Consider the following 25,194-nt stretch of genomic DNA (forward strand, 5'->3'; position numbering starts at 1 on the left):
TTCAGTTCTGATGCCTGGAGACCGGATTGAGCGGTGGCAAATCCGGCGCCTTCGTGTCGCGACGATAGCGGGTTTCGCGGTGTTTTCTATGGCAGAGTTTTTTGAGACGATCCCAAGCCTGCGTTTCTTCAGGTGCACTGCCGTTACCAAACCGCGCCGCGCCAATTTGTAGGAATGCTTGCGCGACAGCGTCCTCGGTCTCCCGCCCTGCAAGCGGCACTTTCTGCGACCATTGCAAATAGGTTTGTTTTGCCGGGCTCAAATCCCGTTTTTGCAGAGCCTTTTTCAGCAAACCGTAGGTGTAGCCTGCACTCTGCAGCCGCCGATCCTGCGCTTTCTCCCAAGACCGATGCAATACCGGTACACCCCAGCGCACAAATCCCGCGCCAACAAGCAATAGCCCCACCAAGGCCGCCCCCCATCGCGCCACCTTCGCGGCCTCTAACGGCTCCGCGCTTGGCGCCAACGCCTGCGCATCCGCCTGCACGTCAATTGCCTCAGTGGTGGCTTCTTCCACCTTGCCCGTTTTCAGATTGAACCACTGGACACGCACCTCAGGCAACGCGCCTTCCACGCCACCCTCCACCACGTAGACAGTCTTTTCCAAACGCGAGCCACTAACCACCCCGCGGTTTTCCGTCTCTTCCACCGCCGGACTTTCCGGATATGCCCGCAGCCCGGCAAGCCCTTCTTCCGGCGTCACAGATGGCAAAAACATCGGCGACACGCCTTCGATCTTCACTTCAAGGACCCGCGAAAAACTTGCGCCCGCGTCCAGACCTGTGGTTTCCCCCTCAACAGTCTGCATCAAAGTCAACTTTTCCGCCGCCACAAACGGGTCAAGTCCCTCAGCCCCCTCCGGCACAACACCCGTCACTGTCTGCGACGGCACCGGCAATGTTGCTTCCAGCACATCGCTGCCCTCAAGCGCCCGATAGCGCACCGTCACTTCGCCCGCCGGGATCTCAAACGTGCCCGGCACCACGGGTGTAATCTGATAGCGCCGAGAAATTCCCGACCAGGTCTCGCCACCAATGCTCTTGCTGGTGGGTGAACTCGCCTTTGATGGCAACCGAACCATCAGGTTGGGTGTTTCAAAATCCGGCCACATAGGTGGGTCCGGCATGAAAGTTGGAACCAAGACCGTCAACCTAAGCGTCAAAGGTTGCCCTGGCACCGTCTCATTTTCTTCGAACGTCACATCAAGCTTTGGCACACTATCCTGCGCCCAAAGCGCGACCGAACTGCAAATCCACACGACGCAAACCACGAACCACCTCATGGCTGCTCCTCCCGTGCCGCTTCCAGCCGGAACCGCTGCTTCAGAAAATCTTCGGTGCGCGTGTCCACCGTGCGCATCCATTGCTCCGTGGACAAATGCGCAGGCACCTCATCCTGCGGCACTTCGATCTGAGTGTCTTCCCCGCGCCCGCTTTCGTTGTCAAACACCACGTCATCCGCACCAATCCCACTGTCTTCTCCTGTGTCGGATTGTTCGCGTGTGGTCTCCACATACTCCACAATGGCTTTGGAAATCGGCAAGTTTTGCTGCGCGCCCTTGTGCTCTGGTTCCATCTCCAGCGCCCGTTCAAAAGCCCGCACGCCATCGCGATAGCCGCGCGACTTCAAATGCGCCATACCTTGTAGGAATGCCGCATCCGCCGTTTCCAGTCGCGCCATTTCCTGCGCTGCCGTCTCATATTGTCCACCACGATAGAGCGCCACGCCACGCATATACGGATCCTCAAACGCCTCTGCCGCATCGGCATAGTCCTTACGCTCAAACGCCCGCCAACCTTGCTGATCCGGCGTCAAAAACCAATCTCGCCAGCCTTCCGCCTGCACCTGACCTGGTTGCAGTAGCCACAGCACCATCGCCGCCTGCCCGGCCCAGCGCACCGCCATGCCGCGCCGGAACCACAGAAGCAGCAGCGCCAAGGCCGGCCACGCCAACCAAACGCCGCGATCCTCCCAAGGCTGCGCTTCATCCTCAAGCTGCGCCCGCCGAAAAGCCGAGGCCAATGAGCGCTCAACCTCCGTCACATCGCGATTGTCCGGCGTTACGCGGGTCGCCGACATCCCGTCTGGCACCTGTGGCAAGGCCGTGCCTTCCGGCAACATGAAAAGGAAACTCATCGAGGCCACAGCCTCAGACACCACAGCCCCATCCTCAGCGGAATCGTCTTGCCCCCAAACCTCGGCCAGCTCCGCCGCCGCGCTGGCCGACAGCTCATCAACCATGAACACCACGCCGCCCGATGCCCCTTCCCGCGCCAACAGCGCCTGCGCCGTTGCAAACCCGGCTTGAATGTTCTGCCCTTCGATCGGCATCACCGCCGTGGTCAGCCCTTCCAAATACGGCTGCATCACCCCGGGGTCTTCGCTCATCGGCACCACCACATGCGCGGTGCCTGCAAAAGCTACCAAAGCCGTCCGTGCCCCACTGCGCAATGCCAACAAATCCATGGTCTTCTGCCGCGCCCGCGCCAATCGTTCTGGCGCCACATCGGTATTCTGCATTGATTGCGTGACTTGCATCACCACCACCAACGGCGCGGTTTGCGCCGCAAACGGCGTTGGCACGCGGGTCCAACTTGGCCCCGCCACCGCCGCTACCAAAAGCAGTAACACCAGCGAGATCACATCAATCGGCTGCATCCGCTTTACACTGTTACCCGGCACTGTGAGTGCCGCCGCCAGATGTGGTGCCAACCACCCGTTATTGCCACCCGTCGCACCCCGCCTTTTTCGCAACCGCCACCAAGTCCACAAAACCGGAGCAGCACAGACAAGCAGCCAAGGTCTCAAGAAATGAAACGCCTCAAAGAACAGCGATATGTCAGCTGTCATGCCGGTGTCCTCCTGCGATCCCGCACCCAGAGCGACAACAATAGCGTCAGGCCAAGGCCAAGCGCCGCCATCAAAGGCCAATGCGCCAGGTTCTGTTGCGGCCGCCAGCTCAACGTCTCAACTTCACGGGGATTCAGCCTGTCGATCTCCTCGTAAATCTTATCCAACGCCTCCGCATCCGCAGCGAAATACGCATCCCCCCCGGTGCGTTTGGCCAAATCCGTCAGCAATTCCATGTCGAGCCGATCTTCGCCACTGGCCTCAGGGTCCCCCACGCCAATTGCAAACATCTGCACGCCTTTGTCCCGCGCAATCTCGGCGGCGTTCACCGGACTCATCCGGCTCGCCGTGTCATTGCCATCTGACAACAGGATCAACAGCCGTTCTTCAATCTCGCTGGCTTCAAACGTTTTGATCGCCAAGCCAATCGAGTCACCCAGCGCCGTGTGCGGCCCCGCCATACCCACCTTGGTCTGCGCCAATAACGTTCGCACCGTGTCCAAGTCTTCGGTTAGCGGCGCCTGCACATAAGCCCGCGTACCAAATACAATTAGCGCCACACGGTCACCAGAACGATCCGCCAAAAACGCCTCGACCACATCTTGCACCGCCGCCAAACGCTGCACCGGCTTGCCGTCCTCACCGGGGAAGTCCCGCGTGTCCATGCTGCCGGAAATATCAATCGCCAGGATCACGTCCCGCGTGGCTTTGGTGATCTCCTGCGGTGGTCCCAGACGCACCGGCCCCGCCAAGGCCAGCACCAACAGCGCCCACATAATGCCGCCACAAATCAGCGCCCGTCGCTTATGCGCCACAATGGCAGCCCCGTCCTGCACCGTCAGCCCTGCGGCCTGTGCAATCTGATCAAAGAACGGCACCCGAAGCGCGTCTTGACGCTGGCGATACGGCGGCACAAACCGGCGCCACAAAAGTGGTAGTGGCAGCAGCATCAACACAAGAGGATGGCTCAGTTCAAACATCGCCCGCCTCCCTGCCCTTGTGGGTCTTCACCCAGTCCCGCGCCGCAACCGTCACGTTTGGGTCTGCCGCCGAAGGTGCTTCCTGATAGGCCGCCATGGCCAGCGCAGTCTGGTCCCACGCGCCCCTGCCAGTCTCTTGCAAAAACCCAACCCACGCCGCGCCGCTCAAAGCCGCAACTCTCCGCCGCCCGTAAGCCACCAACGCCGCACGTTTCAGGATAATGGAAATCGCCACAGGGTCATCCCCGGCCACCCGCAATTCTCGCAAGGCAGCACGGCGATACGCATTCGCCTGATAGTGCTGCCAAAACCGCCATCCACGCCACGTCATCAAAGCCAAAACAAGCGCCAACAAAACCAGCCATCCCACGGTTTGAGGCATCATCGACACCGGCGCCGGGTCCGGCACCTCAACCAGTTGGTTAAGAAGTCCAACAAGGCTGTTGTTGTCCACGACTTGATCAGCGCCCTCACTCATCGCACGCGCCCACCCAACAAGCGTACCACCTGGCCCAGTGTGTCTTCTGCTGCGGTCAAAGGCAGCACCGACAAACGCATCCGCTTTTGCCATTCAATCACTTGTTCCAATCGCGACGCTGTCACCTGCGCCACACCGTCTCGCACTTTGCTGTCGGCGAAATCCATCAAAGCCTGCTTGGCGCCATCAGAGCCGGTCACCTGTCCTGTTGTGGGTACGGTCTCCGCACTTGGATCCCCCACCAAACCCAAAACCACATCGTTGTGCTGCGCAATGGCTCCGAGCCTGCGCTCGGTCACCGCATCACAGGCATCAAAATCGCTGATCAGGACCACCAAATGATCCCGCGTTGCCAACCTAGCTACCGCCTCCAGCACGTCATTAAACGGCATCGGCACCATTTTCGGCGCATCTGCCCTGAGTCGGTGGTTGGCCCTTTCCAAACTGGTCAAAAACCGCGTCACCGCCGCCCGCCCCCGTCCGGGGCGCAGCTCGTCTATCTTGCTGTCGCCAAACACCACGCCGCCCACCCGGTCGCCCTGTTTGGCCACCCGATGCGCCACAATCGCCGCGAATTCCGCGGCCGTAACCGCCTTGGTGTTATGCACCGTGCCGTAAAACATCGACATACGTTGATCGACCACAATCAGGGTCGGCCGATCTCGCTCTTCGGTATAAACCCGGACATAGGGTGTTCCAGCCCGCGCCGTGACCTTCCAGTCAATCGCGCGCACATCATCACCCGGCAGGTAATCCCGCAGTTCTTCAAAATCCAAACCCCGCCCCCGAATGCGCGACCGATGCCGCCCTTGCAAGGCGGACCGCGCCGGTTGGTTTGGCAAAAATGAAATCGCGCGCGCTGCCGCCTCCAGAGACCGCATCCCCTGCAAGCTCACATGAATGCGCGGATCATCTGCCTCTGAAGAGGGGGCGCGGTCTGGCGCGACGCCAGCGCGGGATAGGGCTGCACGGTTTCGCATGGCTTCCTCCGCTTATGGCACCGCCACCAGCGTCAACAGCTCGGCCACCACATCGTCTGCCGACACTCCGCTGCCTTGTGCTTCATAGCTCAGCGCCAAACGATGGCGCAGCACATCCGGCGCGATTGCCTGAATATCCTCGGGATCGACATAGTCCCGCCCCTTCATCCAGGCATGTGCCCGTGAACAGCGGTCCAACGCCAATGACGCACGTGGACTTCCGCCCAGCTCAATCCACTTGGCAAGGTTTTCACCAAACTCCGCTGGCGTGCGCGTAGCCTGTACAATCGTGGCCATATAGACCTCCATCGCTTCAGCACAGTGCAGACCTGCAATCTCGCGCCGCGCCTCAAACACGACGTCTTGTGAAATCGGTTCTCGCGGCGCTTTTGCGGCTTTTTCCCCGGCCTGCGACTGCAACTGCGCCTGCTCCTCGCCGCGCACCAACCGGATCACTTCGATCTCGTCTTCCAGTGGCGGATACAGAATGTTCACATGCATCAAGAACCGGTCCATCTGCGCTTCCGGCAGCGGATAGGTGCCTTCCTGCTCCACCGGGTTCTGCGTCGCCATCACCATGAACAGCGGCTCCATCTGATGTGTTGTGCCAGCCACTGTCACCTGCCGCTCTTCCATGGCTTCCAGCAACGCCGCCTGCACCTTTGCTGGTGCGCGATTGATCTCATCAGCCAACACAACGTTGGCAAAAATCGGCCCCGGCTGAAACCGGAACTGCTGCCCGTCTGCTGCGCCTTGCACGTACATCTCCGTGCCAGTCACATCCGCAGGCAGCAAATCAGGCGTGAACTGAATACGCGAATAGTCACACTCCAAGTTCTTTGCCAAAGCTTTGACCGCGCGGGTTTTGGCCAGCCCCGGCAGGCCTTCCAAAAGCAAATTGCCATTGGCCAACAGCCCAATCAGCAACCGGTCAATCACATCACGCTGCCCGATAATGCTTTCGCCCATACGGTCGCGCAGTGCGTTGACTTCGTCCAGAGCTGCCATCACTCAGCCTCGCCCGTAAAAATCCGCGTCCACTCGTTTTTTATATCCACAAGCACCCAGCCGCGATCCTCGGCTTCATCAAGCCCTCGGTTCAGCACGCCAATGTGCCCTTCACGGTCATAGGCCCACTCGCGCTCTGCATCCGTGTGGTGAATGTAGACGCCAAGACGCGCGCCCTCGCCCGCCGTGGTGTACTCCAGCATCTCAAAATCACCATCCGAGTTGCCAACTGCCATGATCGGCCGCTTGCCAATATGGTGGTTGATCGCAACTGGTTTGCCGCCTTTGTCATCGTTGAAGAACAGCGCGTCGTTTTTGATGATTGTCGGCACGCCGTTGACCACCTCATAAGAGGACGTCAGAGACGAGCCAATCGTCTGCTCTGGTGGAATGCTGTAAACGTCCTCCGCAAAGACCCGCATAAAATCAATGCCGCCACCGGACACAATGTAAGTCTTAAACTCTTCATCGCGCAGATAGCGCAACAGTTCGACCATCGGCTGATAAGTCATTTCATCGTAGCCAAGCCCCGTGGTGGGGTGTTTGGCCCCCGAAACCCAAGCCGCCACATCCGCAGAAAATTCATTCAGGCTCTGATTGGCATGGGACAGCGCCAAAATTTCAAGGAGCCCCTCTTTGCCACCGGCCAAAACGCCATCCATGTCGCCCGCCGCTGCAGCTTTCAATACATCACTGGTCAGCTTGGACGGGTCCTCTTTGCCAATCTTGGCCACACGATCCAGCGCAAAAAACAGTTGGAAGTACACAGGCTGTTCTGCCCAAAGCGTGCCGTCGTTGTCAAACACCGCAATCCGGTCAGCCGGCGTAACATAGTCTGCCCCGCCAACGTCGGAAACCGCTTCGACAAACTCAATTATCCGGTCTTTGGATGCCCCCTGCCAAGACGGCAGCGGATCTGCCAAACCAACACCGGCGACGCCAATCAAAGCCAGAGACAAACAGGTTGTTTTAAAAGAACTCAACAAAGTCATGGGACCATCCAAATTGCATCGGGGCGGTGCCCCAAGTCAAAAAATATCCCTCCCGGCCATGTCGGCCGGAAGGGCGTTTTAAGCAAAGCTCTTACTTAGAGCCGATCTGGCTGAAGATCTTTTCTTTGGCATCGCCAATTGTGAAGCTGCCCGGTTTTTGACGGGGCGGGAACTCCTCAAAGGTTGCCAAGAAATCAGACACATAGGCAGATGCCGGCAACAGTAGGTACACGCGATCCAGATACCAATCCCAATAGGTGTTGGAGGTGATGTTGGACCGCTCATATGGATCCCGACGCAGGTTGAACAACAGCGGAATACGCAGTTCTGTCCAAGGCTCCGCCCAAGCCCGCAGGGTTTGCGGGTAGCGGTGCTCTAGGAAGATCACTTTCCAATCGTCATAGCGCAGCGCCGTCAGATCCCCATCATCTGAGAAGTAGAAAATCTCATGACGCGGCCCCTCATCAGACTCTCCCGTCAGATATGGCAGGAAGTTGTAGCCATCCAGATGCACTTTGTACTCACGACCAATGGCCTGAACACCACCTTCTTTGAGTTGCGCTTTGATATCTGGGTTGCCAGCTGCGGCCACATAGGTTGGCAGCCAATCCATATGGTGCATGATGTCGTTGCTGACAGAACCGGCTTCGATCTTACCAGGCCAACGCACCATCGACGGCACACGCCAGCCACCTTCCCAATTGGTGTTCTTTTCACCCCGGAATGGCGTCATCGCCGCGTCCGGCCAACTGTTCATGTGTGGACCGTTGTCGGTAGAATAATGCACGATGGTGTTGTCGGCGATGCCAAGCTCGTCCAGCACATCCAGCAGCTGACCAACATGCATGTCATGTTCAATCATACCTGCTGTGTATTCATCCACGTGTTTACCGGCAATTTCGTCTGCCTTGGCGCGCATCTCGTCTTTGACATGCGTGCGGAAGTGCATCCGTGTGCCGCTCCACCAAACGTAAAACGGCTGACCTTGATCGTTGGCGCGTTTGATAAAATCAATCGTCGCAGCAACGGTTTCTTCGTCAACCGTTTCCATCCGCTTTTTGGTCAGCGGACCGGTGTCCTCAATCGTGCCATCTGCTGACGATTTGATTACACCACGCGGACCAAACCGCTCGCGGAACTCAGGGTTCTGAGGATAGTCCTCATTCTCCGGCTCTTCTTCCGCGTTCAGGTGATACAGGTTGCCAAAGAACTCATCAAACCCGTGGTTGGTTGGCAACATTTCGTCCAAATCACCTAGGTGATTTTTGCCAAACTGCCCCGTCACATAGCCTTCTGCTTTCAGCAGACCAGCAATGGTTGGATCTTCGACCTGCATGCCTTCTTTGGCACCGGGCATCCCAACTTTAGACAGGCCTGTGCGGAACACAGACTGGCCCATGATGTAGGACGAGCGGCCAGCGGTACAGGATTGCTCACCATAGTAGTCGGTGAAAATCATGCCCTCTTCGGCCACACGGTCAATGTTTGGCGTTTGGTATCCCATCAAACCCATGGTGTAGGCGGAGATGTTGGATTGCCCGACATCATCCCCCCAAATCACGAGAATATTGGGTTTATCTTGCGCCGCCGCAGCGGTCGCAACTGTCGCCAGCACAACGGACACCGCTGATATCTGACGGACAGTTCTCATTGGGTTCAGACCCATAACAAAACTCCCTAAAAAATGCACACCTGAAAGCAGTCTTTGCTGAAAAATGGCGACCAAAAGCCGTCAGGCACCACACCCAAAAAATGCGCAACCGACGAGGGTGTGTCAATTGAATTTGCTCGTTAAGTGGTGGATTTCACAATATGAAACGCAACTCAGGCGTAAGTGAAACCGTGCCGTCAAGCGCCACGCTTTGACGAGGTCAGAGGCTAACAAACCTCTCGGTCAGGTCCTGCGCCTCCGCTTGAAGTCCATAAGGCGCGTTGATGATGAACATGCCCGACCCTATCATACGATGGCCCTCTCGTGCAGGGGGGAATTCCACTTCATGGCGCAAGACTTTGGGAAAGCCCTTGTCCTCAAGCGCATCCAACATCGGTTCATGGGCGCCATCGCGCAAAATCGGATACCACAACGCAATCACACCCACATTCCATTTGCGGTGCACATTGGCGATCCAGCCTGGAAGGGTTTTGTAGTCACTTTTGATCTCATAACTTGGATCAATCAACAGCACCCCACGACGCGGTGTGGGCGGGCAAATCCCCATCACGGTTTCGAACCCGTCTTTCTGATGCACCTTCGCCCCACTGCCGCGCATTGCCAGCCGCAAAGCTGTCGCTTCTTGAGGGTGAAGCTCACAGATCTGCATGCTGTCCTGCGGCCGTAAAAGCGCCTGCGCGATTGCTGGAGACCCCGGGTAGGTTTTCTCGCCATGTTTCTCACGCACAGCCATCAAGGCACGCGAAAACGGATGCGAGTCAGCAAACCAGTCTTCTACCCGACCAATACCAGCTTCCGCCTCGCCGGTTTTGACCGCCGCCGCATCATCAAGCTGATACACCCCACGCGCCGCGTGGGTCTCCAAATAGCACATTGGCTTGGGCTTTTGTCCCAAATAGTCCAGCATCACCGCCAAAAGCGCGTGTTTCTGGACATCGGCCAAATTGCCGGCGTGGTAGATGTGTTGGTAACTCAGCATAGGCTTTCAATAGCCTGCCAGCGCACCAAAGCCCAGACGGCAGTTTTCAGCCAATCAAATCCGCTGTTTTTTGCAATCTCCCGCCCAAATCTAAGCGGCTTTTTGCGCCCACCTTCAAAGCCTTCGACCCCGATGCCACATGCGTCTCGAGACAGGCAAGTCTCGCAAAAACAAAAACACCACTCACGCATGAGAGGAACGACCCATGAACTATCGCACATCCCTTTGCGCCGCTGCGCTTTGTGCTCCCTTTGCCTTCGCCACCAGTGCCACCGCACAAGGTTGGAACTGGTCATACGGCGCGGACATGACGTCCGACTACATCGACTCAGGTGTTTCAAAGTCAGACGGCTTTGCGATCCAGCCTTGGGTCGAAGTCGAAAACAGTGGGTTCTATTTTGGAGCATGGGGCTCCAACGTCGACATCGGTACAGACGACAAATGGCAATACGACCTTTACACAGGGTACCGCTCCAGTGTGGGCACTAACTTTGCCTATGATCTTGGCTTGGTTCGAAAATCCTACGACGACACCGGCTATGACAGGAGCGAAGCCGCTGTGGGTTTGACCTATACGTTTTACAACGCCATGTACGTCAAAGGGTATGCCGCCTACGATTGGTCCAACAAGAATTACAACCGCTATGCGCAAGTTGGGTATGACATTGGCGACCGCTGGCGCACCTCCGCCCGCTACGGGGTCGATGACGGTGCGACAAGTGACTATTACTGGGACGTTGGGGCGGAATACGCTTTCACCGACACCATCTCGTTTGACATGCGCTATCACGGGCGTGATGGCGACGACGAAGGTGTGGTTGGCATGCTGAAATTTGCCTTCTAAAACGCAAATTCTTGTGGGTGGCCAAGCTTTGGCCACCCCTCGCGGCGGAATGTCGCCTTTGATTTATCACAGGTCTTTAACAACCGCCTATGTCTTCCTATAAGAAGACCGCTCGGACTCGAGAGAGTCGCGGGCTTTGGGAATTTTTGGGGGAACGAAATCTTATGCTGGGAAAATTGGGCAGCCTGTTTACATCCGACATGGCTATCGACCTAGGGACCGCAAACACGCTGGTCTACGTAAAGGGTAAAGGTATTATTCTCAGCGAACCTTCTGTGGTGGCCTATCACGTCAAAGACGGCGTGAAAAAAGTGCTGGCTGTGGGCGAAGACGCCAAGCTGATGTTGGGCCGCACGCCCGGGAGCATCGAAGCCATCCGCCCTATGCGCGACGGTGTGATTGCCGATTTTGACACCGCCGAAGAGATGATCAAACATTTCATCCGCAAAGTGCACAAGCGCTCCACATTCTCAAAACCAAAGATCATTGTGTGCGTGCCCCACGGTGCCACCCCCGTTGAAAAACGCGCCATTCGTCAATCCGTGTTATCCGCAGGTGCGCGCCGCGCAGGTCTGGTGGCAGAGCCCATCGCAGCTGCCATCGGCGCGGGCATGCCAATTACGGATCCCACCGGCAACATGGTTGTCGACATTGGCGGCGGCACCACAGAAGTCGCCGTTCTGTCTCTTGGCGACATCGTTTATGCACGCTCCGTGCGTGTCGGCGGTGACCGCATGGACGAAGCGGTCATAAACTACCTGCGTCGCCAGCAAAACCTGCTGGTTGGTGAAGCCACTGCTGAGCGCATCAAAACTTCCATCGGCACCGCCCGTATGCCGGATGACGGTCGCGGCACATCCATGATGATCCGGGGGCGCGACCTGCTGAACGGCGTGCCCAAAGAAACCGAAATCTCTCAGGCGCAAGTTGCAGAAGCTCTGGCGGAGCCGGTTCAGCAAATTTGCGAAGCCGTGATGACCGCGCTGGAAGCAACCCCACCGGATCTGGCTGCTGACATTGTGGATCGCGGCGTCATGCTGACCGGCGGCGGCGCGCTGCTGGGTGAATTGGATCTAGCCCTGCGCGAGCAAACCGGCCTGGCCGTGTCGATTGCTGACGAAAGCTTGAACTGTGTGGCCATGGGCACCGGCAAGGCGCTCGAGTATGAAAAGCAACTGCGCCACGCGATTGACTACGACAGCTGACCCGGCCTCTCAGCGCCGGTTTGGCGTCAGCCCTCCGGCGGTGTAGCATTACGCCCACCCCTATTGATCCGGAGGCACCTTGGCCAAAGATCGCACCCAGAGCGAGGATATTTCAGCACCGCTTCGGCGGCTGTTGCTGGGTGTGTTGATCCTCCTTCTGCTTGGCATCTTCTTGATCTGGCGCATCGACAGCCCGCGCGTCGAACGCTTCCGCGCACAGATCACCGACACTGTGGTGCCAAATTTTGACTGGGCGATGGCCCCCGTCACTGGCGCCATCAACATGCTGCGCAACTTCCAAAGCTACACCCGCATTGTCGAACAGAACCGCGACTTACGCCGCGAGTTGCAGGATATGAAGGCTTGGAAAGAAGCCGCGTTGCAGCTGGAACAGGAAAACGCCCGCCTGCTGGATCTCAACAATGTGCGTCTTGATCCGCGCCTGACCTATGTCACCGGCGTTGTTCTGGCAGACAGCGGCTCTCCATTCCGCCAATCAGTGCTGCTCAACATCGGCGCACGGGACGGCATCATCGATGGCTGGGCCGCGATGGATGGCATCGGCCTTGTGGGCCGCATCTCCGGCGTGGGCCAATCCAGCTCCCGCGTGATGCTGCTGACCGACAGCTCTAGCCGCATTCCCGCCCGCATCCAACCGTCCGGGCAAACCGCGTTGATCGTGGGCGACAACTCCGTCGCGCCACATGTAGACTTTCTCGAAACACCCGACCTCGTGCGCCCTGGCGACCGGGTTGTGACCTCCGGTGACGGTGGTGTGTTCCCCGGCGGTCTGTTGATTGGTCAAGTTGCCGTGGATCCCTCCGGGCGTCTGCGCGTGCGCTTGGCTGCTGACTATGAGCGCCTCGAGTTTTTGCGTGTTTTGCGCCACCACGGCCAAGAACGCCTCGACAGCCCTGGTTCCGTGATCGCACCAGACACCCCCGACGCCTTCTCGGAGACCACCGATGGCTGACGCCGCTCTGTCCAACAAAGTGGTGATGCGCTGTGTCTTTACGGTCTTGTGCTTGATCCTGATCTTTGTGCATCTCTTGCCGCTGGAAACCACGCCCCGCCGCTGGGCTGGCCCTGAATTTATGGTGGTTCTGGCCTTGGCGTGGTCTGTGCGCCAACCGGAGTATACGCCACCACTTCTGATCGCCGGCGTTTTCCTTCTTGCCGACTTCCTGCTTTTGCGCCCGCCGGGACTGGGCGCCGCGATCATGGTGTTTGCCTGCGAAATTCAACGCAGCCGCTCCCTGCGCCTGCGCGATGCCACCTTTGCCACCGAATGGCTCACCGCCGCCGCGATCATGCTTGCAATTACACTGGGCTATCGCCTGGTTGGCACCATCTTTTTACTGCCGCTGCCTTCCTTAGGTCTGATGCTGATGCAAACGATCATGAACATCGCCATTTATCCCGGTGTGGTGTTCCTGTCGCATCTGCTGTTTGGCGTGCGTCGCTCGTCTGTGCATGACACACTGGGGGCAAACTGATGCGCAACAAAACCCCAACCGAAGTCACCGAGATCCACACCCGCCTGTCTCGGCGTGCGCTCTTGTTGGGTGGCACCATGCTGGCCTTCATGACCGGTCTTGGTTTTCGCATGCGCCATTTGCAGCTCGATCAGGCTGACCAATACCGTCTGCTCGCCGAAGAAAATCGCATCAACATCCGCCTGATCCCCCCCGCCCGTGGCGAGATCTTTGACCGCAATGGCATTGTGTTGGCGCGCAACGAGCCGTCTTACCGCGTCACGCTTGTCCCCGAAGACGCAGGCAACGTGGACGCCGTGATCGACAAACTGGCCACTTTGGTGGAGCTCGACCCCAATGAACTGGACCGCGCTGTCACCGAAATGCGCCGCTCGCCACCGTTCCTGCCTGTCACCATTGCTGACCGCGTCAGCTGGGATGAGCTTTCCCGCGTGGCCGTAAACACTCCGGCCTTGCCTGGCATCACACCCGAAGTGGGTCTCTCCCGCTACTATCCGCTGCGCGGCGACCTGGCCCACGTGCTGGGGTATGTAGGTCCGGTATCGGATTATGATCTGTCCAAGATTGACGATCCAGACCAGCTCCTTCGCATCCCGCGCTTTCAGATTGGCAAAGTCGGCCTCGAAGGCCGTATGGAGGATGATCTGCGCGGTGTGGCTGGCACCAAGCGGGTCGAAGTGAACGCCGTCGGCCGCATCATGCGTGAGTTGGACCGCCGCGAAGGCGAACAGGGCGACGACATCCAGTTAACCATCGATCAGCAACTGCAATCGTACGCCCAAGCCCGCCTTGGCGACGAAAGCGCTGCCGCAGTGGTGATGGATTGCGAAACCGGTGATCTCTTGGCGGTGGCCTCTGCCCCCACCTTTGACCCTAACCTGTTTGTTGAAGGCATTTCTGTCGCTGACTACGGCGACCTGACAAACAACGACCATCGTCCCCTGGCGGCAAAATCCGTGCAAGGTACTTACCCGCCCGGCTCCACCTTCAAGATGATAACCGCCCTTGCCGCGTTGGAAGCAGGCGTTGTTGGCTATGATGACACAGTTTATTGCCCCGGCCACATGGAAATCTCCAACCGCCGCTTCCACTGTTGGAAGCGCGGTGGCCATGGGCAGATGAACTTGGTGCAGGCCTTGCGCGAAAGCTGCGACGTCTACTTCTATGACCTCGCGCTGCAAGTTGGTATCGACAAGATGTCCACAATTGCCGCCCAATTTGGCATTGGCGAGAAATTTGACCTGCCATTGTCCGGTGTGGCCCGCGGCCTCAACCCATCGCGCGACTGGAAGTCGTCTGTGCGGGGCGAAGACTGGGTGGTTGGCGATACGGCAAATGCCTCCATTGGCCAGGGGTTTGTCTTGGCCTCCCCGCTCCAGCTTGCGGTCATGACCGCCCGCCTCGCAACCGGCAAAGCGGTTCCCCCACGTTTGGTGAAATCCATCAACGGGGTCGACCAGCCGCTGCCCGAACCCCCACGGCTCGACATCAGCCCGACCCATCTCGCAGAGGTGCAACGTGGCATGTACGCGGTGTCCAACCACCGACGCGGCACCGCCTACAGCAAACGCATCATCGAAGATCAGTACCGCATGGCCGGTAAAACCGGCACTTCTCAGGTGCGCAACATCACCGCTGCCGAACGCGCACGCGGGGTGACCCGCAATGAGGATCTGCCTTGGAACCGTCGCGATCACGGCCTGTTTGTGAACTACGCCCCGTTTGAAAACCCAAAAATTGCCGTGGCCGTTGTTGTAGAGCATGGCAGCGGTTCCAAAGCCGCTACCCCAATCGGACGCGACATCACGCTTCAGGCACTTTATGGCGGCACCCCGCCGCTGTCTGCTTACCCCACCAAAGACCGCAACCGCATCGAGAAACAGCAAGAAGAGCTGGAGAAACTGGTGCCAGGCCGCGAGATCACGCGCCGCAACCGGGCATGAGGCGCAAATGAGTTATCTCGAATACAACGTCAAACATGTGCCCGCCGGATTACGAAAGGTCCTGCACCTTAATTGGGCCTTGCTCTTGCTGATCACAGCTGTCGCAGGCGTTGGATTCTTAATGCTCTATTCGGTGGCTGGCGGCTCGTTTTCGCCTTGGGCAGAACCTCAAATGAAACGCTACGCCTTGGGGGTATTTGCGATGTTTGTGGTTGCCATGGTGCCCATTTGGTTCTGGCGCTCTGTGTCGGGTTTTGCCTATCTGGTCAGCCTTATTTTGCTGGTGTTGGTCGAAGTCATGGGCAGCGTCGGCATGGGGGCTCAGCGCTGGATCGATTTGGGTTTCATGCGCCTACAACCGTCTGAGCTGATGAAGATCACCCTCGTGATGTGCCTCGCCGCCTACTACGACTGGCTCCCAACCGAAAAAACCAGCCGCCCCCTTTGGGTGCTGCTGCCCGTGCTGCTGATCATCATCCCCACCGCATTGGTCCTGCGCCAACCGGACCTCGGCACCTCGATCCTGTTGCTCACTGGCGGTGCGATTGTGATGTTCCTGGCCGGAGTGCATTGGGGATATTTTGCCGCTGTGATCAGCATGGTTGTTGGTTTGGTCGTGGCTGTTTTCCAATCGCGCGGCACCGACTGGCAACTCCTGAAAAACTACCAATACCGCCGTATCGACACTTTCCTGGACCCGTCCTCCGACCCGCTTGGCGCAGGCTATCACATCACGCAGTCCAAAATTGCCCTGGGGTCTGGTGGCTGGACCGGACGCGGTTTTATGCAGGGCACACAAAGCCGCCTGAACTTCTTGCCCGAAAAACACACCGACTTTATTTTCACCACCTTGGCCGAAGAATTTGGCTATATCGGTGCAATTTCTCTGCTGTCGCTCTACGCCCTGATCGTTGTGTTCTGCATCGCCTCCGCTATCGCCAACAAAGACCGCTACTCCTCGCTACTGATCCTCGGGATCGCCGGCGCGTTCTTTTTATTCTTTGCGGTCAACATGTCGATGGTGATGGGGCTTGCACCGGTCGTGGGCGTGCCCCTGCCTTTGGTCAGCTACGGTGGCTCTGCCATGCTGGTTCTGATGGTTGGTTTTGGGCTTGTGCAATCTGCCCACGTGCACCGTCCGCGGCAAGTCTAGGAGCAGCCTAAGCGCTCTCCACTCCCACCGTACGGCGCAACAAGCGGACAAGAGGCCGCCGCGCATCCCGTCGCCACGTGAGCAACCCAACCTTGCGAAAGGCACCTGGAATTTGTGTGAACTGCAAGTCCCCATGGTGCTTCACCAACCCCTCCCAGCGCGGAAGGACCGCCTGCCCCAATCCGTCTTCAATCATCTGCGCGATGATCTCCACCGCATCCAGTTCACAGCGCACGGTTGGCTCACCCACTTGAGACCGCAGCGCAGTCCAGCAAACTGCCCCACCCCAAGACATGCGGCTATATACCAAAAACGGCGCACCAGGATTATGGTCTTGTCCCGCTGGGCGCACAAACCCAATGGGCTGCGCAGCAAGCACATCAAATTGCATGGTCTTGGGTAAATCAAACGGCGGTGTCACAATCAGCGCCGCATCCAAGGCGCCGTCTTCAAACTGTTTGAAAAGCTGCTCGGAAGCCGCGGGGATCAAAGCCAGCTCCACGCTCGGCGCATCTGTCTCAAGCGTTTTCACAACCGCCGGACCATAGTCACTCAGCGCCGTGGACACCGCCCCCAACCGCAGCTGTCCGCCAAGCTGCTCTTGCGCCAATCGCCCGGCCAACCCCGCCTTCAGCACCACCATCTGTCGCAGATCCGACAACAACGCCTCACAATCAGGCGTGGCCGTCATGCGGCGTCCGTCCCGCACCAAAAGCGGCACTTTCAACGCCGCCTCCAGCGTTGCCACGCGTTGCGCCGCTGCCGCCGCCGTAATGCCCTGACGACGCGCAGCTGCCGCCAATGACCCTTCATCCACCGCCGCCAGCAGCGTTTCTACAAATCTCACGTCCATAGTTTTCCTTATGTCTGAAGATGCAAAAACAAGCAACTCTTCTTCACTTTACCCTTCTACCTAGGCGCAGAGACCCTATTCTCCTCTTCAAAGGAACCGCGCATGACCATCTTTCATCTTGCCTACAACGTCCGCGATCTCGAACAGGCCCGCGCTTTTTATGGCGGCCTTCTGGGCTGCTCCGAAGGCCGCAGCACCGACACCTGGGTGGACTACAACTTCTTCGGACACCAATTGTCCCTGCACATCGGCGAGCCCTTTGCCACCGCTGCCACCGGCCACGTCGGAGAGCACATGGTGCCGATGCCACACCTTGGTGTGATTCTGCCCAAAGGGGAGTGGGACACCCTCGCTTTTCGCCTGACGAATGCGGGCCTCGAGTTTGTTCTCAAACCCTTCACCCGCTTTGCAGGGGAACCTGGTGAGCAAAGCACCATGTTTTTCAACGACCCGTTTGGGAACCCCATCGAAATCAAAGGCTTTGCCGACATGTCCGGAGTATTTGCCACATGATCAACGTTCTTTTTGCCGCCAAGCCAGAGCGCTGGGTGGAATATGAAACCCCGCTAAAAGACGCATTAGAGGCCGCCGGTGTCACTGCCAATGTGCAGACCAAGTTCGCGCCTGAGGAGGTCGACTACATCGTCTACGCCCCCAACAGCGCAGTGCAGGATTTCACGCCTTACACCCGCTGCAAGGCGGTGCTGAACCTCTGGGCCGGTGTCGAAAGCATCGTGGGCAACAAAACCCTGACCATGCCACTTTGCCGTATGGTGGATCCCGGCATGACCCAAGGCATGAAAGAATGGGTTGTCGGCCACGTGATGCGCCATCACCTGGGCATGGACCGCAATATCCTTGGCCAAAACGGCGACTGGACCCCGCATGTGCCGCCTCTTGCCCAGGACCGCCGCGTGACCATCATGGGCCTGGGCGAATTGGGAAGCGCCTGTGCCGAAGCTTTACGTGATCTGGGGTTTGACGTCGCTGGTTGGAGCCGCCGCGCCAAGGACATCACCGGCGTCACCTGCCTGCATGGCGACGACGGCCTAAAAACCGCCCTCGCCCGCGCCGACATCCTAGTGCTGCTGCTGCCCAAAACCGCCGCCACCGAAAACTTGCTCAACGCAGAACGCCTGTCCTGGATGCCCAAAGGCGCGATGATTGTGAACCCCGGCCGTGGGCCGCTAATTGACGACGACGCCTTGCTGGGGGCGCTCAACTCCGGCCACATCGCCCACGCCACATTGGACGTATTCCGGGTGGAACCACTGCCAAAAGACCACCCTTATTGGGCCTATCCCAACGTCACGGTCACGCCGCACATCGCCTCAGAAACCCGTACAAAAACCTCAAGCGAAGTGGTGGCGGAGAATGTCCGACGCGGAGAGGTTGGCGAACCGTTTGTGCATGTCGTTGATCGCGGCGCAGGCTACTAACCACAAGTCAGAGGGGCCGGCCCCTCTGGCACAGCACGCTGTGCCATTCACCCCGGGATATTTGGGGAATGAGAAAACCGGGATCAGCGCAGAATCGGCGGCTTGTCCGGATCACTTCCCGGCGTGACGGGCACGTGGTCTTCCGCCTTGGGTGGCTCCGGCAAGTCAAACCTTAGCCCTACTCTTGCCAATTGTGCAGCCACCGGATCACTTGCCGCAAAGAAGCCTACATCCAGCGCGCCCGCTTCAATGCCAGAGAAGGTCAGTGCTTCGTTCACCGCTTTGGCCAACGCCCCATCTGCACCTGGCACAACATCCACAAAGCCTAGCATGTGCGAGCGACTGCCGCTTTCATAGGTTGTACCCACCAGATAAGCCATCTTGGCCAGACCAGCCGCCGTGCTCAGCTTGGCATCCAGTGCGGTAATCAGAACTTCCGGCAACCCCGCAGGTGGCAAAAAGCTCTCCACCTTGGCCTCCACCTCATCTGGCGCATGGTCCAGCGTGTCCGCCAGCCAGCCCAAAGCCTCGTTTGGGATCAGGATCGAGGACGGAGCCACCTCTGGATTGACCGCAAGCCCAATGCCCTGCCCCGCCAGCATGTTGGCAATCACCCGCCCGGACAGCCCGGCATAAGGCGCCACCCGCCCCACAAACTGCGCCAGCCGGTCTTCGGTATCAAACACCAGCACAAAGCTGGCATCCGAGGTTTCAAAAATCTCCGGCGCAATGCGATCATCCTCTGGCTCTTTTTCCAGCAGCATAAACAGCTCCGCATCCGCCAACCGCTCATAAAATCGCAGGCGCGCTGCGTCATCTTCAGGCGCCGCTTCCATCGCCGCATGGGCCTTGTCCAATGGGGTCAGATCGCTCACGTCAGCACCTCCTTGATGCGGGTTTGCAGCGCGGGCAGCAGCTCGGCCTCAAACCAGGGATTCTTCTTGATCCATGCCGTATTGCGCCACGAGGGATGTGGCAAGGGGAAGACCAAGGGCGCAAAGTCGCGCCAAGCCCGCACCGTGTCCGTCACCCCCGCCTTCGTGCCGAGATGCCACTTTTGGGCATGGCCACCCACAACAAGCGTTAGCGGCACGTCACCAAGCACTTCCATGACTTGGCCCCGCCAGGTTTTGGCGCAGATTGGTGGCGGCGGAAGGTCGCTTCCCGCCGCATTGTAGCCGGGAAAGCAAAACGCCATGGGCACTATCGCCACACAGGACCTGTCATAGAAAACAGCGTGATCCACGCCCATCCAATCCCGCAGCCGGTCACCACTCGGATCAGTGAACGGCTGCCCACTCTCATGCACCCGCGCCCCCGGCGCCTGCCCCACAATCAACAGCTTTGGCCTTGCCTCAAACCAAACCACTGGCCGAGGGCGGTGGCCAGTCGCGGTGTTTGCAAACCGGTCTGCGCAAAGTTGGCAGGCTTGAATTTCCTGGCGTAAAGACATGCCCTCCTGATAGCTGCCCAAATTTATTTCGACAATATTCGAAATAACTCTTGCGCGACTCATTCATTTCGATATTTTTAGAAATATGAAACATAATGACCCCACAGATATCTCGCTCGAAGTGGCCGCCTCCACCTTTGCGGCGCTTGGTTCAGAGCAACGGCTCTCGGTTCTGCGCTGCCTTGTGCGCGCTGGCCATAACGGGCTTTCCATCGGTGAACTCGGCAAACGCACCGGCGTGACCGGCTCCACCTTGACCCACCATATGAAAATCCTCGCCCAGGCCGGGTTGGTGACTCAAGAAAAACAAGGGCGGTCCATCATCTGCGCCGCCATCGCTTACGACGCCGTACGCGATCTCTCGACCTTCCTGTTGCGAGAGTGCTGCGCCGACGTTGCCAAAAAGTGCAAGGAACACGACCATGGCTGACACAACCCAAAACGCCCCTGCGCCTTGGCGGAACAAGTGGAAGAAACTCGACAAAGCCTGGCTGGCGGTGGGGATCATCCCTCTGACCCTTCTGCTGGTCGCGCCGGAGAAATTCCTGCCAGCCTCTGAGATCGTGTTTGGCGCAATGAGCCACACCGGCATTTTCATCATTATTGCCATCACATTGGTCGCCTTTGTAAAAGCCACCGGCGCAGACAACCTCATTGCCAAAGCGTTTCAGGGCAATCAGGTGCGCATGATCATCCTTGCGGCCTTTATGGGCGGCATGTCACCCTTCTGCTCCTGCGAAGTGATCCCCTTTATTGCGGCATTGCTTGCTGTTGGTGCCCCCTTGGGCGCGGTGATGGCCTTCTGGCTGGCCTCTCCTTTGATGGACCCCGCCATGTTTACAATCACTTGGGGCGAACTCGGCCTGGACTTCGCTGTGGCCAAAACCATTGCTGCCGTGAGCATCGGCATGATGGGTGGTTTCCTGACCATGACCTTCTCCAACACGGCGGTGTTTGCCGAGCCCCTGCGCGAAAAGCCTCAGGTAGGCGGCTGCTGCGGCACCAAAGCGCCGTTCTCGGCCAAACCTGTCTGGAAGTTCTGGGGCGACGCGGATCGTCGGACCATCTTCCGCACCACTTGGGTGGACAACGCCCTGTTCCTCGTGAAATGGCTGTTGATCGCCTACATGTTCGAAGCCCTGATGGTGGTCTATGACACCACGGCTTGGGTCGGACAGTTCTTGGGTGGCGAAGGCTTTGGCACCATCCTGATCGCGGCTTTGATTGGCATGCCCGCCTACCTCAACGGATTTGCTGCCGTGGGCTTTATCAGCGGCCTGATGGAGCAAGGTATGTCCAACGGTGCGGCCATGTCCTTTGTGATTGCTGGTGGCGTCAGCTGTATCCCCGCCGCCATTGCGGTCTGGGCTCTGGTGAAACCACGCATCTTTGCGGCTTACCTCGGCTTTGCCCTCACTGGCGCGCTGATTGCAGGCACCGTCTGGCAAGCGGTCGCATAACCTTCTGCCGCGTCCAAATCTCAGCCAAAACCACCGGTGCCAACAAAGCATCGGTGGTTACGCGCTTCACTGCTTAACAAAGCAATTGGAAACACAGAATTTCTCTCATTTTCTCCGTGACTTCCGCTTTCCCCTTCAATTTTCTACATTTCTTTCTGCATTCCCACCTCAGACAGTTGCTATCTGCCTGACAAATCCGACATATTGGCCAAAACGCCGTCAGAGCGTTAATCATCGTGTTAGAGAGTTTTGTGCTATAGTGGCACATAAGAGCAGTTTCAGGAGCAGGTAATGCTCGAGTTCGACAATGTGAGTAAGTCCTTCTGGACCGGCACGCAGCGCAAGGTCATCCTTGAGCGCGTCTCTTTCCGTGTCGAATTGGGCAACTCCCTAGGTATCTTGGCCCCCAACGGCACCGGCAAAACCACGCTGATCAATATGATGGCGGGGCTGGAAAAGCCCGACGAAGGTGTGATCCGCCGCGATTGTCGCATTTCTTTCCCACTTGGGTTCATGGGCGGGGTTGTGAACAAACACACCGCGGTGGAAAACAGTCGCTACATCGCCCGGCTCTACGGTCTTGATCCAGACTACGTCGAGGCTTTCTGTCGCTGGCTCTGCAATCTGGGCGAATACTTCGACCAGCCGCTTGGCACCTATTCCTCCGGTATGCGCTCGCGCTTCACCTTTGCGCTGATGCTGGCGCTGGATTTCGACATCTACCTGATTGACGAGGGCATGCCCTCTTCCACGGACGTGGATTTCAACAAAAAAGCCGGTGAAGTGCTCCGCGAACGCCTGCGCACCACCACAATTGTGATTGTGTCACACCAGCCGCAAGTGCTGGAAAAATTTGCCCGTTCTGCCGCTGTGCTGTTGAATGGCAAACTGTATATGTTCGACACCTTGGAAGAGGCCAAGCAGCTCTATGACTACCAAACCCAAGGCTAAGAAATTCCGCGTCCGCCGCAGCGAGACCCCACCTGCCCAACCAACTGTGGAAGCAGCACCTGTCGCGCAGCCGGCCGCCCAGCCGCCTCGCCCGCGTGCGGTGACTCTGCCCAATCCGGGGCAATCCACAGCAGAACAACCCGCGCCCGCTAATACGGCACAACCAACGCCACAAGGGGCTGAGGCCGCAATCGACGCGATCAAGCGCGAAGGGCTCACGGGTCGCCAATTGCGTATGGCCCGCCGCATGGCACAGAAAAACAATCTGGCGCCAACCTCCGATTATGACGCCGTGCGTCTGTTGCGCGAAGCGGGCATCGATCCGTTCCAGCGCACCAACATGCTGGACCTGATGCCGTCTGACAAAGCGGGCAAGCCCCCCGCCAAAGGCGGCAAGGTGCAGCTGCCTCAAACCATGCCCATGGGCAAAGAAACCCTGCCTTCAACCGAGACCATGTCACCCGCCGACATGAGGGCACTGGAAATTGGCGAAATTCAAAAAGACATCGCGCGCCGCCGCCGCCGTCGCCTGCTGCTTTTGCTGGCACGCCTCTCGGCCTTTGTTTTTCTGCCTACCTTTTTTGCAGGCTGGTATTTTTACGCGGTCGCCACGCCGATGTTCTCCACAAAATCTGCCTTCTTGGTCCAACAGGCCGATAGCACCGGCGGCTCTGCCCTTGGCGGCCTACTGCCCGCACAGCTCAACTCCAACCAGGATGCCATTGCCGTTCAGGACTATTTGACCAGCAAAGACGCGATGATCCGACTGGACAATGATGTTGGGTTCAAAGACCACTTCTCCAATCCGGAGATCGATCCGATTCAGCGTCTGGACGAAAACCCGTCTAACGAAAAGGCCTATAAGGTCTACAAAAAGTTTGTCAAAATCGGCTACGACCCCACCGAAGGCTCGATCCGCATGGAGGTCAGCGCCGCAGACCCGGAGATCGCAACCCAGTTTTCCAAAGCTCTGATTTCCTATGCGGAACAACGGGTTGACGACCTCTCTCAACGCAAGCGCAAAGACCAGCTGCGCGACGCCCGCAACAGTTTGGAAACCGCCAAAGAAGAGCGCCGCAATGCCCAGATAGATCTGGTGCGCTTGCAGGAGAACACCGTGCTTGATCCTGAGGGCGTGATTGCTTCGCTGCGTCAACAGATCACCAATCTGGAAATCCAGCTGCAAGAAAAGCAATTGCAACTCGCCGCACTCGAAGACAACTCGCGCCCCAACAAGGCCCGTGTGGAAGGTGTGCGTGGTGATGTGCGCCGTCTTCAGGCAGCCTTGGCCACCCAACGCGCACGTATGACCGAGGCCACAGCCGGCGAGGAATCCCTTGCAGCCAAGACCTCACAAATTCAAATCGCACAAGCCGACCTCGCGGCGGCAGATTTGCAGATGCAAACATCTTTGCAAACGCTGAAGCAAACCGAGTTGGAGGCCAACCGGCAGGTGCGCTATCTGACCACCTCAGTAGACCCAGTGTCGGCGCAGGACCCGTCTTACCCGCGCAGCTTTGAAAACACGATCTTGGCCTTCCTGATCTTTTCGGGCATCTATCTGATGGTCTCGCTGACCGCGTCCATCCTCAGAGAACAGGTGTCTTCGTAATGAAACATGTAAATGTTGGTGCTCTCACCATTGGCAATGACCTCCCCCTGACGGTCATTGCTGGCCCATGCCAGCTGGAGAGCAAGGACCACGCCGAAATGATCGCAGGCACCATGAAAGAAGCCTGCGCCAAGGCCGGCGCGCAGTATGTGTTCAAAGCCAGCTATGACAAAGCCAACCGCACGTCGCTTACCGGCATTCGCGGTTTGGGTCTGGACGCAGGCCTTTCCGTGCTCGATGGCATCCGCAAAGACTTTGACGTGCCAGTTCTGACCGATGTGCACACCGAAGAACAATGTGTGCTGGCCGCCGAGGCCGTCGACATCCTACAGATCCCAGCCTTCCTGTGCCGCCAAACAGACATGTTGGTGGCTGCGGGCAAAACCGGCGCGGTGGTGAACGTGAAAAAAGGCCAATTCCTGGCCCCTTGGGAGATGGGCAACATCGTCACCAAGATCGAGAGCACGGGTAACACCAACATCCTGCTAACCGAACGTGGCACCTCCTTTGGTTACAACACGCTTGTGGCCGACATGCGCGCCCTGCCGCAAATGGCCAAAACCGGCTATCCGGTGGTGATGGACGCAACCCACTCTGTGCAACAACCCGGCGGCCAGGGCGGCAGCTCCGGCGGCCAACGCGAATTTGCACCGGTTATGGCCCGCGCTGCTGTGTCTATTGGCACCGCCGCTGTGTTTATCGAAACCCACCAGGATCCGGACAAAGCGCCGTCAGACGGGCCAAATATGATCCATCTTGACCAAATGCCGCAACTGATTGACACATTGATGCAGTTTGATGTGTTGGCCAAAGCCAACCCAATTGCCATTTGAACGCTCTATTTTG

Annotated in this window: 25 protein-coding genes; 13 read left to right on the forward strand and 12 right to left on the reverse strand. The window is 58.2% G+C overall.

Going from position 1 to position 25,194, the window contains the following annotated elements:
* Window position 1: 1 nt before the first annotated feature.
* From QOL67_RS15910 to QOL67_RS15950, 9 genes are all read right to left on the reverse strand, one after another.
* Entirely contained in the window at window positions 2–1,282 is a 1,281-nt protein-coding gene (locus QOL67_RS15910) for a BatD family protein (protein WP_283426964.1), read from the reverse strand.
* Window positions 1,279–2,850 carry a vWA domain-containing protein gene (locus QOL67_RS15915; protein WP_283426965.1) on the reverse strand — a complete coding sequence of 524 codons (1,572 nt, stop codon included), beginning with the start codon at window positions 2,848–2,850 and terminating at the stop codon, window positions 1,279–1,281. The genes QOL67_RS15910 and QOL67_RS15915 overlap by 4 nt, the downstream gene beginning before the upstream one ends.
* On the reverse strand, window positions 2,847–3,830 hold the full coding sequence (locus tag QOL67_RS15920; RefSeq protein ID WP_283426966.1) for a VWA domain-containing protein: 984 nt from the start codon (window positions 3,828–3,830) through the stop codon (window positions 2,847–2,849). The genes QOL67_RS15915 and QOL67_RS15920 overlap by 4 nt, the downstream gene beginning before the upstream one ends.
* Window positions 3,823–4,308, reverse strand: coding sequence for a DUF4381 domain-containing protein (locus tag QOL67_RS15925; protein WP_283426967.1), 486 nt, complete (start codon window positions 4,306–4,308; stop codon window positions 3,823–3,825). The genes QOL67_RS15920 and QOL67_RS15925 overlap by 8 nt, the downstream gene beginning before the upstream one ends.
* Complete coding sequence (locus QOL67_RS15930) at window positions 4,305–5,288, reverse strand: DUF58 domain-containing protein (protein WP_283426968.1); 984 nt, start codon at window positions 5,286–5,288, stop codon at window positions 4,305–4,307. Before QOL67_RS15930 ends, QOL67_RS15925 begins: the two co-directional genes overlap by 4 nt.
* Before the next feature lie 12 nt (window positions 5,289–5,300).
* Window positions 5,301–6,296 carry an AAA family ATPase gene (locus tag QOL67_RS15935; RefSeq protein WP_283427110.1) on the reverse strand — a complete coding sequence of 332 codons (996 nt, stop codon included), beginning with the start codon at window positions 6,294–6,296 and terminating at the stop codon, window positions 5,301–5,303.
* Entirely contained in the window at window positions 6,296–7,288 is a 993-nt protein-coding gene (locus tag QOL67_RS15940; protein ID WP_283426969.1) for an HAD family hydrolase, read from the reverse strand. Before QOL67_RS15940 ends, QOL67_RS15935 begins: the two co-directional genes overlap by 1 nt.
* Before the next feature lie 91 nt (window positions 7,289–7,379).
* The gene (locus tag QOL67_RS15945; protein ID WP_283426970.1) at window positions 7,380–8,939 is read right to left on the reverse strand and encodes an arylsulfatase; all 1,560 of its coding nucleotides are present in this window, start codon (window positions 8,937–8,939) and stop codon (window positions 7,380–7,382) included.
* A gap of 220 nt (window positions 8,940–9,159) precedes the next feature.
* Entirely contained in the window at window positions 9,160–9,939 is a 780-nt protein-coding gene (locus QOL67_RS15950; protein ID WP_283426971.1) for a 23S rRNA (adenine(2030)-N(6))-methyltransferase RlmJ, read from the reverse strand.
* A gap of 205 nt (window positions 9,940–10,144) precedes the next feature.
* Between QOL67_RS15950 and QOL67_RS15955 the strand changes: the two genes are divergently transcribed.
* The 6 genes from QOL67_RS15955 to rodA all read left to right on the forward strand — a co-directional run bounded on the left by QOL67_RS15955 (window position 10,145) and on the right by rodA (window position 16,580).
* On the forward strand, window positions 10,145–10,783 hold the full coding sequence (locus QOL67_RS15955; RefSeq protein WP_283426972.1) for a TorF family putative porin: 639 nt from the start codon (window positions 10,145–10,147) through the stop codon (window positions 10,781–10,783).
* A 164-nt stretch (window positions 10,784–10,947) separates the two neighbouring features.
* Window positions 10,948–11,988, forward strand: coding sequence for a rod shape-determining protein (locus QOL67_RS15960; RefSeq protein WP_283426973.1), 1,041 nt, complete (start codon window positions 10,948–10,950; stop codon window positions 11,986–11,988).
* Window positions 11,989–12,067: 79 nt separating this feature from the next.
* Complete coding sequence (gene mreC / locus QOL67_RS15965; protein ID WP_283426974.1) at window positions 12,068–12,961, forward strand: rod shape-determining protein MreC; 894 nt, start codon at window positions 12,068–12,070, stop codon at window positions 12,959–12,961.
* Entirely contained in the window at window positions 12,954–13,484 is a 531-nt protein-coding gene (locus QOL67_RS15970; RefSeq protein WP_283426975.1) for a rod shape-determining protein MreD, read from the forward strand. The genes mreC and QOL67_RS15970 overlap by 8 nt, the downstream gene beginning before the upstream one ends.
* Complete coding sequence (gene mrdA / locus QOL67_RS15975; protein WP_283426976.1) at window positions 13,484–15,427, forward strand: penicillin-binding protein 2; 1,944 nt, start codon at window positions 13,484–13,486, stop codon at window positions 15,425–15,427. Before QOL67_RS15970 ends, mrdA begins: the two co-directional genes overlap by 1 nt.
* Window positions 15,428–15,434: 7 nt before the next feature.
* A complete protein-coding gene (gene rodA, locus QOL67_RS15980; RefSeq protein WP_283426977.1) occupies window positions 15,435–16,580 on the forward strand; it encodes a rod shape-determining protein RodA in 1,146 nt (381 codons plus the stop codon).
* 7 nt (window positions 16,581–16,587) lie between these two features.
* Here rodA and QOL67_RS15985 read toward each other — a convergent pair whose 3' ends face one another.
* Window positions 16,588–17,433, reverse strand: a complete 846-nt coding sequence (locus QOL67_RS15985) for a LysR substrate-binding domain-containing protein (protein WP_283426978.1) — start codon at window positions 17,431–17,433, stop codon at window positions 16,588–16,590.
* 102 nt (window positions 17,434–17,535) lie between these two features.
* On the opposite strand from QOL67_RS15985, the gene QOL67_RS15990 reads away from it, so the two are divergent.
* Complete coding sequence (locus tag QOL67_RS15990) at window positions 17,536–17,946, forward strand: VOC family protein (RefSeq protein ID WP_283426979.1); 411 nt, start codon at window positions 17,536–17,538, stop codon at window positions 17,944–17,946.
* Complete coding sequence (locus QOL67_RS15995) at window positions 17,943–18,872, forward strand: 2-hydroxyacid dehydrogenase (RefSeq protein WP_283426980.1); 930 nt, start codon at window positions 17,943–17,945, stop codon at window positions 18,870–18,872. Before QOL67_RS15990 ends, QOL67_RS15995 begins: the two co-directional genes overlap by 4 nt.
* Window positions 18,873–18,955: 83 nt before the next feature.
* Here QOL67_RS15995 and QOL67_RS16000 read toward each other — a convergent pair whose 3' ends face one another.
* Both QOL67_RS16000 and QOL67_RS16005 read right to left on the reverse strand, forming a co-directional pair.
* On the reverse strand, window positions 18,956–19,747 hold the full coding sequence (locus QOL67_RS16000; RefSeq protein ID WP_283426981.1) for an SseB family protein: 792 nt from the start codon (window positions 19,745–19,747) through the stop codon (window positions 18,956–18,958).
* Window positions 19,744–20,325: a uracil-DNA glycosylase family protein gene (locus tag QOL67_RS16005; RefSeq protein ID WP_283426982.1), complete on the reverse strand. Its 582-nt coding sequence runs from the start codon at window positions 20,323–20,325 to the stop codon at window positions 19,744–19,746. Before QOL67_RS16005 ends, QOL67_RS16000 begins: the two co-directional genes overlap by 4 nt.
* A gap of 85 nt (window positions 20,326–20,410) precedes the next feature.
* Between QOL67_RS16005 and QOL67_RS16010 the strand changes: the two genes are divergently transcribed.
* From QOL67_RS16010 to kdsA, 5 genes are all read left to right on the forward strand, one after another.
* Window positions 20,411–20,755, forward strand: coding sequence for an ArsR/SmtB family transcription factor (locus QOL67_RS16010; RefSeq protein ID WP_283426983.1), 345 nt, complete (start codon window positions 20,411–20,413; stop codon window positions 20,753–20,755).
* Window positions 20,748–21,785, forward strand: a complete 1,038-nt coding sequence (locus tag QOL67_RS16015; RefSeq protein ID WP_283426984.1) for a permease — start codon at window positions 20,748–20,750, stop codon at window positions 21,783–21,785. The genes QOL67_RS16010 and QOL67_RS16015 overlap by 8 nt, the downstream gene beginning before the upstream one ends.
* 291 nt (window positions 21,786–22,076) lie before the next feature.
* A complete protein-coding gene (locus tag QOL67_RS16020; protein ID WP_283426985.1) occupies window positions 22,077–22,736 on the forward strand; it encodes an ABC transporter ATP-binding protein in 660 nt (219 codons plus the stop codon).
* The gene (locus tag QOL67_RS16025) at window positions 22,714–24,348 is read left to right on the forward strand and encodes a KpsE/RkpR family capsule polysaccharide export protein (RefSeq protein ID WP_283426986.1); all 1,635 of its coding nucleotides are present in this window, start codon (window positions 22,714–22,716) and stop codon (window positions 24,346–24,348) included. Before QOL67_RS16020 ends, QOL67_RS16025 begins: the two co-directional genes overlap by 23 nt.
* Window positions 24,348–25,181 carry a 3-deoxy-8-phosphooctulonate synthase gene (gene kdsA / locus QOL67_RS16030; protein ID WP_283426987.1) on the forward strand — a complete coding sequence of 278 codons (834 nt, stop codon included), beginning with the start codon at window positions 24,348–24,350 and terminating at the stop codon, window positions 25,179–25,181. Before QOL67_RS16025 ends, kdsA begins: the two co-directional genes overlap by 1 nt.
* Window positions 25,182–25,194 lie beyond the last annotated feature (13 nt).

This window comes from Shimia sagamensis, from assembly GCF_900182745.1.
Taxonomy (GTDB): domain Bacteria; phylum Pseudomonadota; class Alphaproteobacteria; order Rhodobacterales; family Rhodobacteraceae; genus Shimia; species Shimia sagamensis.

Excerpts from the sequence above, each read along its gene's own strand:
- QOL67_RS16020 (WP_283426985.1), top strand. The coding sequence starts at position 22,077 with ATGCTCGAGTTCGACAATGTGAGTAAGTCCTTCTGGACCGGCACGCAG.
- QOL67_RS15990 (WP_283426979.1), top strand. The coding sequence starts at position 17,536 with ATGACCATCTTTCATCTTGCCTACAACGTCCGCGATCTCGAACAGGCC.
- QOL67_RS15920 (WP_283426966.1), bottom strand. The coding sequence starts at position 3,830 with ATGTTTGAACTGAGCCATCCTCTTGTGTTGATGCTGCTGCCACTACCA.
- QOL67_RS15970 (WP_283426975.1), top strand. The coding sequence starts at position 12,954 with ATGGCTGACGCCGCTCTGTCCAACAAAGTGGTGATGCGCTGTGTCTTT.
- QOL67_RS15995 (WP_283426980.1), top strand. The coding sequence starts at position 17,943 with ATGATCAACGTTCTTTTTGCCGCCAAGCCAGAGCGCTGGGTGGAATAT.
- QOL67_RS15950 (WP_283426971.1), bottom strand. The coding sequence starts at position 9,939 with ATGCTGAGTTACCAACACATCTACCACGCCGGCAATTTGGCCGATGTC.
- QOL67_RS16010 (WP_283426983.1), top strand. The coding sequence starts at position 20,411 with ATGAAACATAATGACCCCACAGATATCTCGCTCGAAGTGGCCGCCTCC.
- QOL67_RS15925 (WP_283426967.1), bottom strand. The coding sequence starts at position 4,308 with ATGAGTGAGGGCGCTGATCAAGTCGTGGACAACAACAGCCTTGTTGGA.
- QOL67_RS15945 (WP_283426970.1), bottom strand. The coding sequence starts at position 8,939 with ATGAGAACTGTCCGTCAGATATCAGCGGTGTCCGTTGTGCTGGCGACA.
- QOL67_RS15915 (WP_283426965.1), bottom strand. The coding sequence starts at position 2,850 with ATGACAGCTGACATATCGCTGTTCTTTGAGGCGTTTCATTTCTTGAGA.
- QOL67_RS16015 (WP_283426984.1), top strand. The coding sequence starts at position 20,748 with ATGGCTGACACAACCCAAAACGCCCCTGCGCCTTGGCGGAACAAGTGG.
- QOL67_RS15930 (WP_283426968.1), bottom strand. The coding sequence starts at position 5,288 with ATGCGAAACCGTGCAGCCCTATCCCGCGCTGGCGTCGCGCCAGACCGC.
- QOL67_RS15935 (WP_283427110.1), bottom strand. The coding sequence starts at position 6,296 with ATGGCAGCTCTGGACGAAGTCAACGCACTGCGCGACCGTATGGGCGAA.
- QOL67_RS16025 (WP_283426986.1), top strand. The coding sequence starts at position 22,714 with ATGACTACCAAACCCAAGGCTAAGAAATTCCGCGTCCGCCGCAGCGAG.
- rodA (WP_283426977.1), top strand. The coding sequence starts at position 15,435 with ATGAGTTATCTCGAATACAACGTCAAACATGTGCCCGCCGGATTACGA.
- QOL67_RS15960 (WP_283426973.1), top strand. The coding sequence starts at position 10,948 with ATGCTGGGAAAATTGGGCAGCCTGTTTACATCCGACATGGCTATCGAC.
- mrdA (WP_283426976.1), top strand. The coding sequence starts at position 13,484 with ATGCGCAACAAAACCCCAACCGAAGTCACCGAGATCCACACCCGCCTG.
- QOL67_RS15955 (WP_283426972.1), top strand. The coding sequence starts at position 10,145 with ATGAACTATCGCACATCCCTTTGCGCCGCTGCGCTTTGTGCTCCCTTT.
- QOL67_RS16005 (WP_283426982.1), bottom strand. The coding sequence starts at position 20,325 with ATGTCTTTACGCCAGGAAATTCAAGCCTGCCAACTTTGCGCAGACCGG.
- QOL67_RS15910 (WP_283426964.1), bottom strand. The coding sequence starts at position 1,282 with ATGAGGTGGTTCGTGGTTTGCGTCGTGTGGATTTGCAGTTCGGTCGCG.
- QOL67_RS15985 (WP_283426978.1), bottom strand. The coding sequence starts at position 17,433 with ATGGACGTGAGATTTGTAGAAACGCTGCTGGCGGCGGTGGATGAAGGG.
- kdsA (WP_283426987.1), top strand. The coding sequence starts at position 24,348 with ATGAAACATGTAAATGTTGGTGCTCTCACCATTGGCAATGACCTCCCC.
- QOL67_RS15940 (WP_283426969.1), bottom strand. The coding sequence starts at position 7,288 with ATGACTTTGTTGAGTTCTTTTAAAACAACCTGTTTGTCTCTGGCTTTG.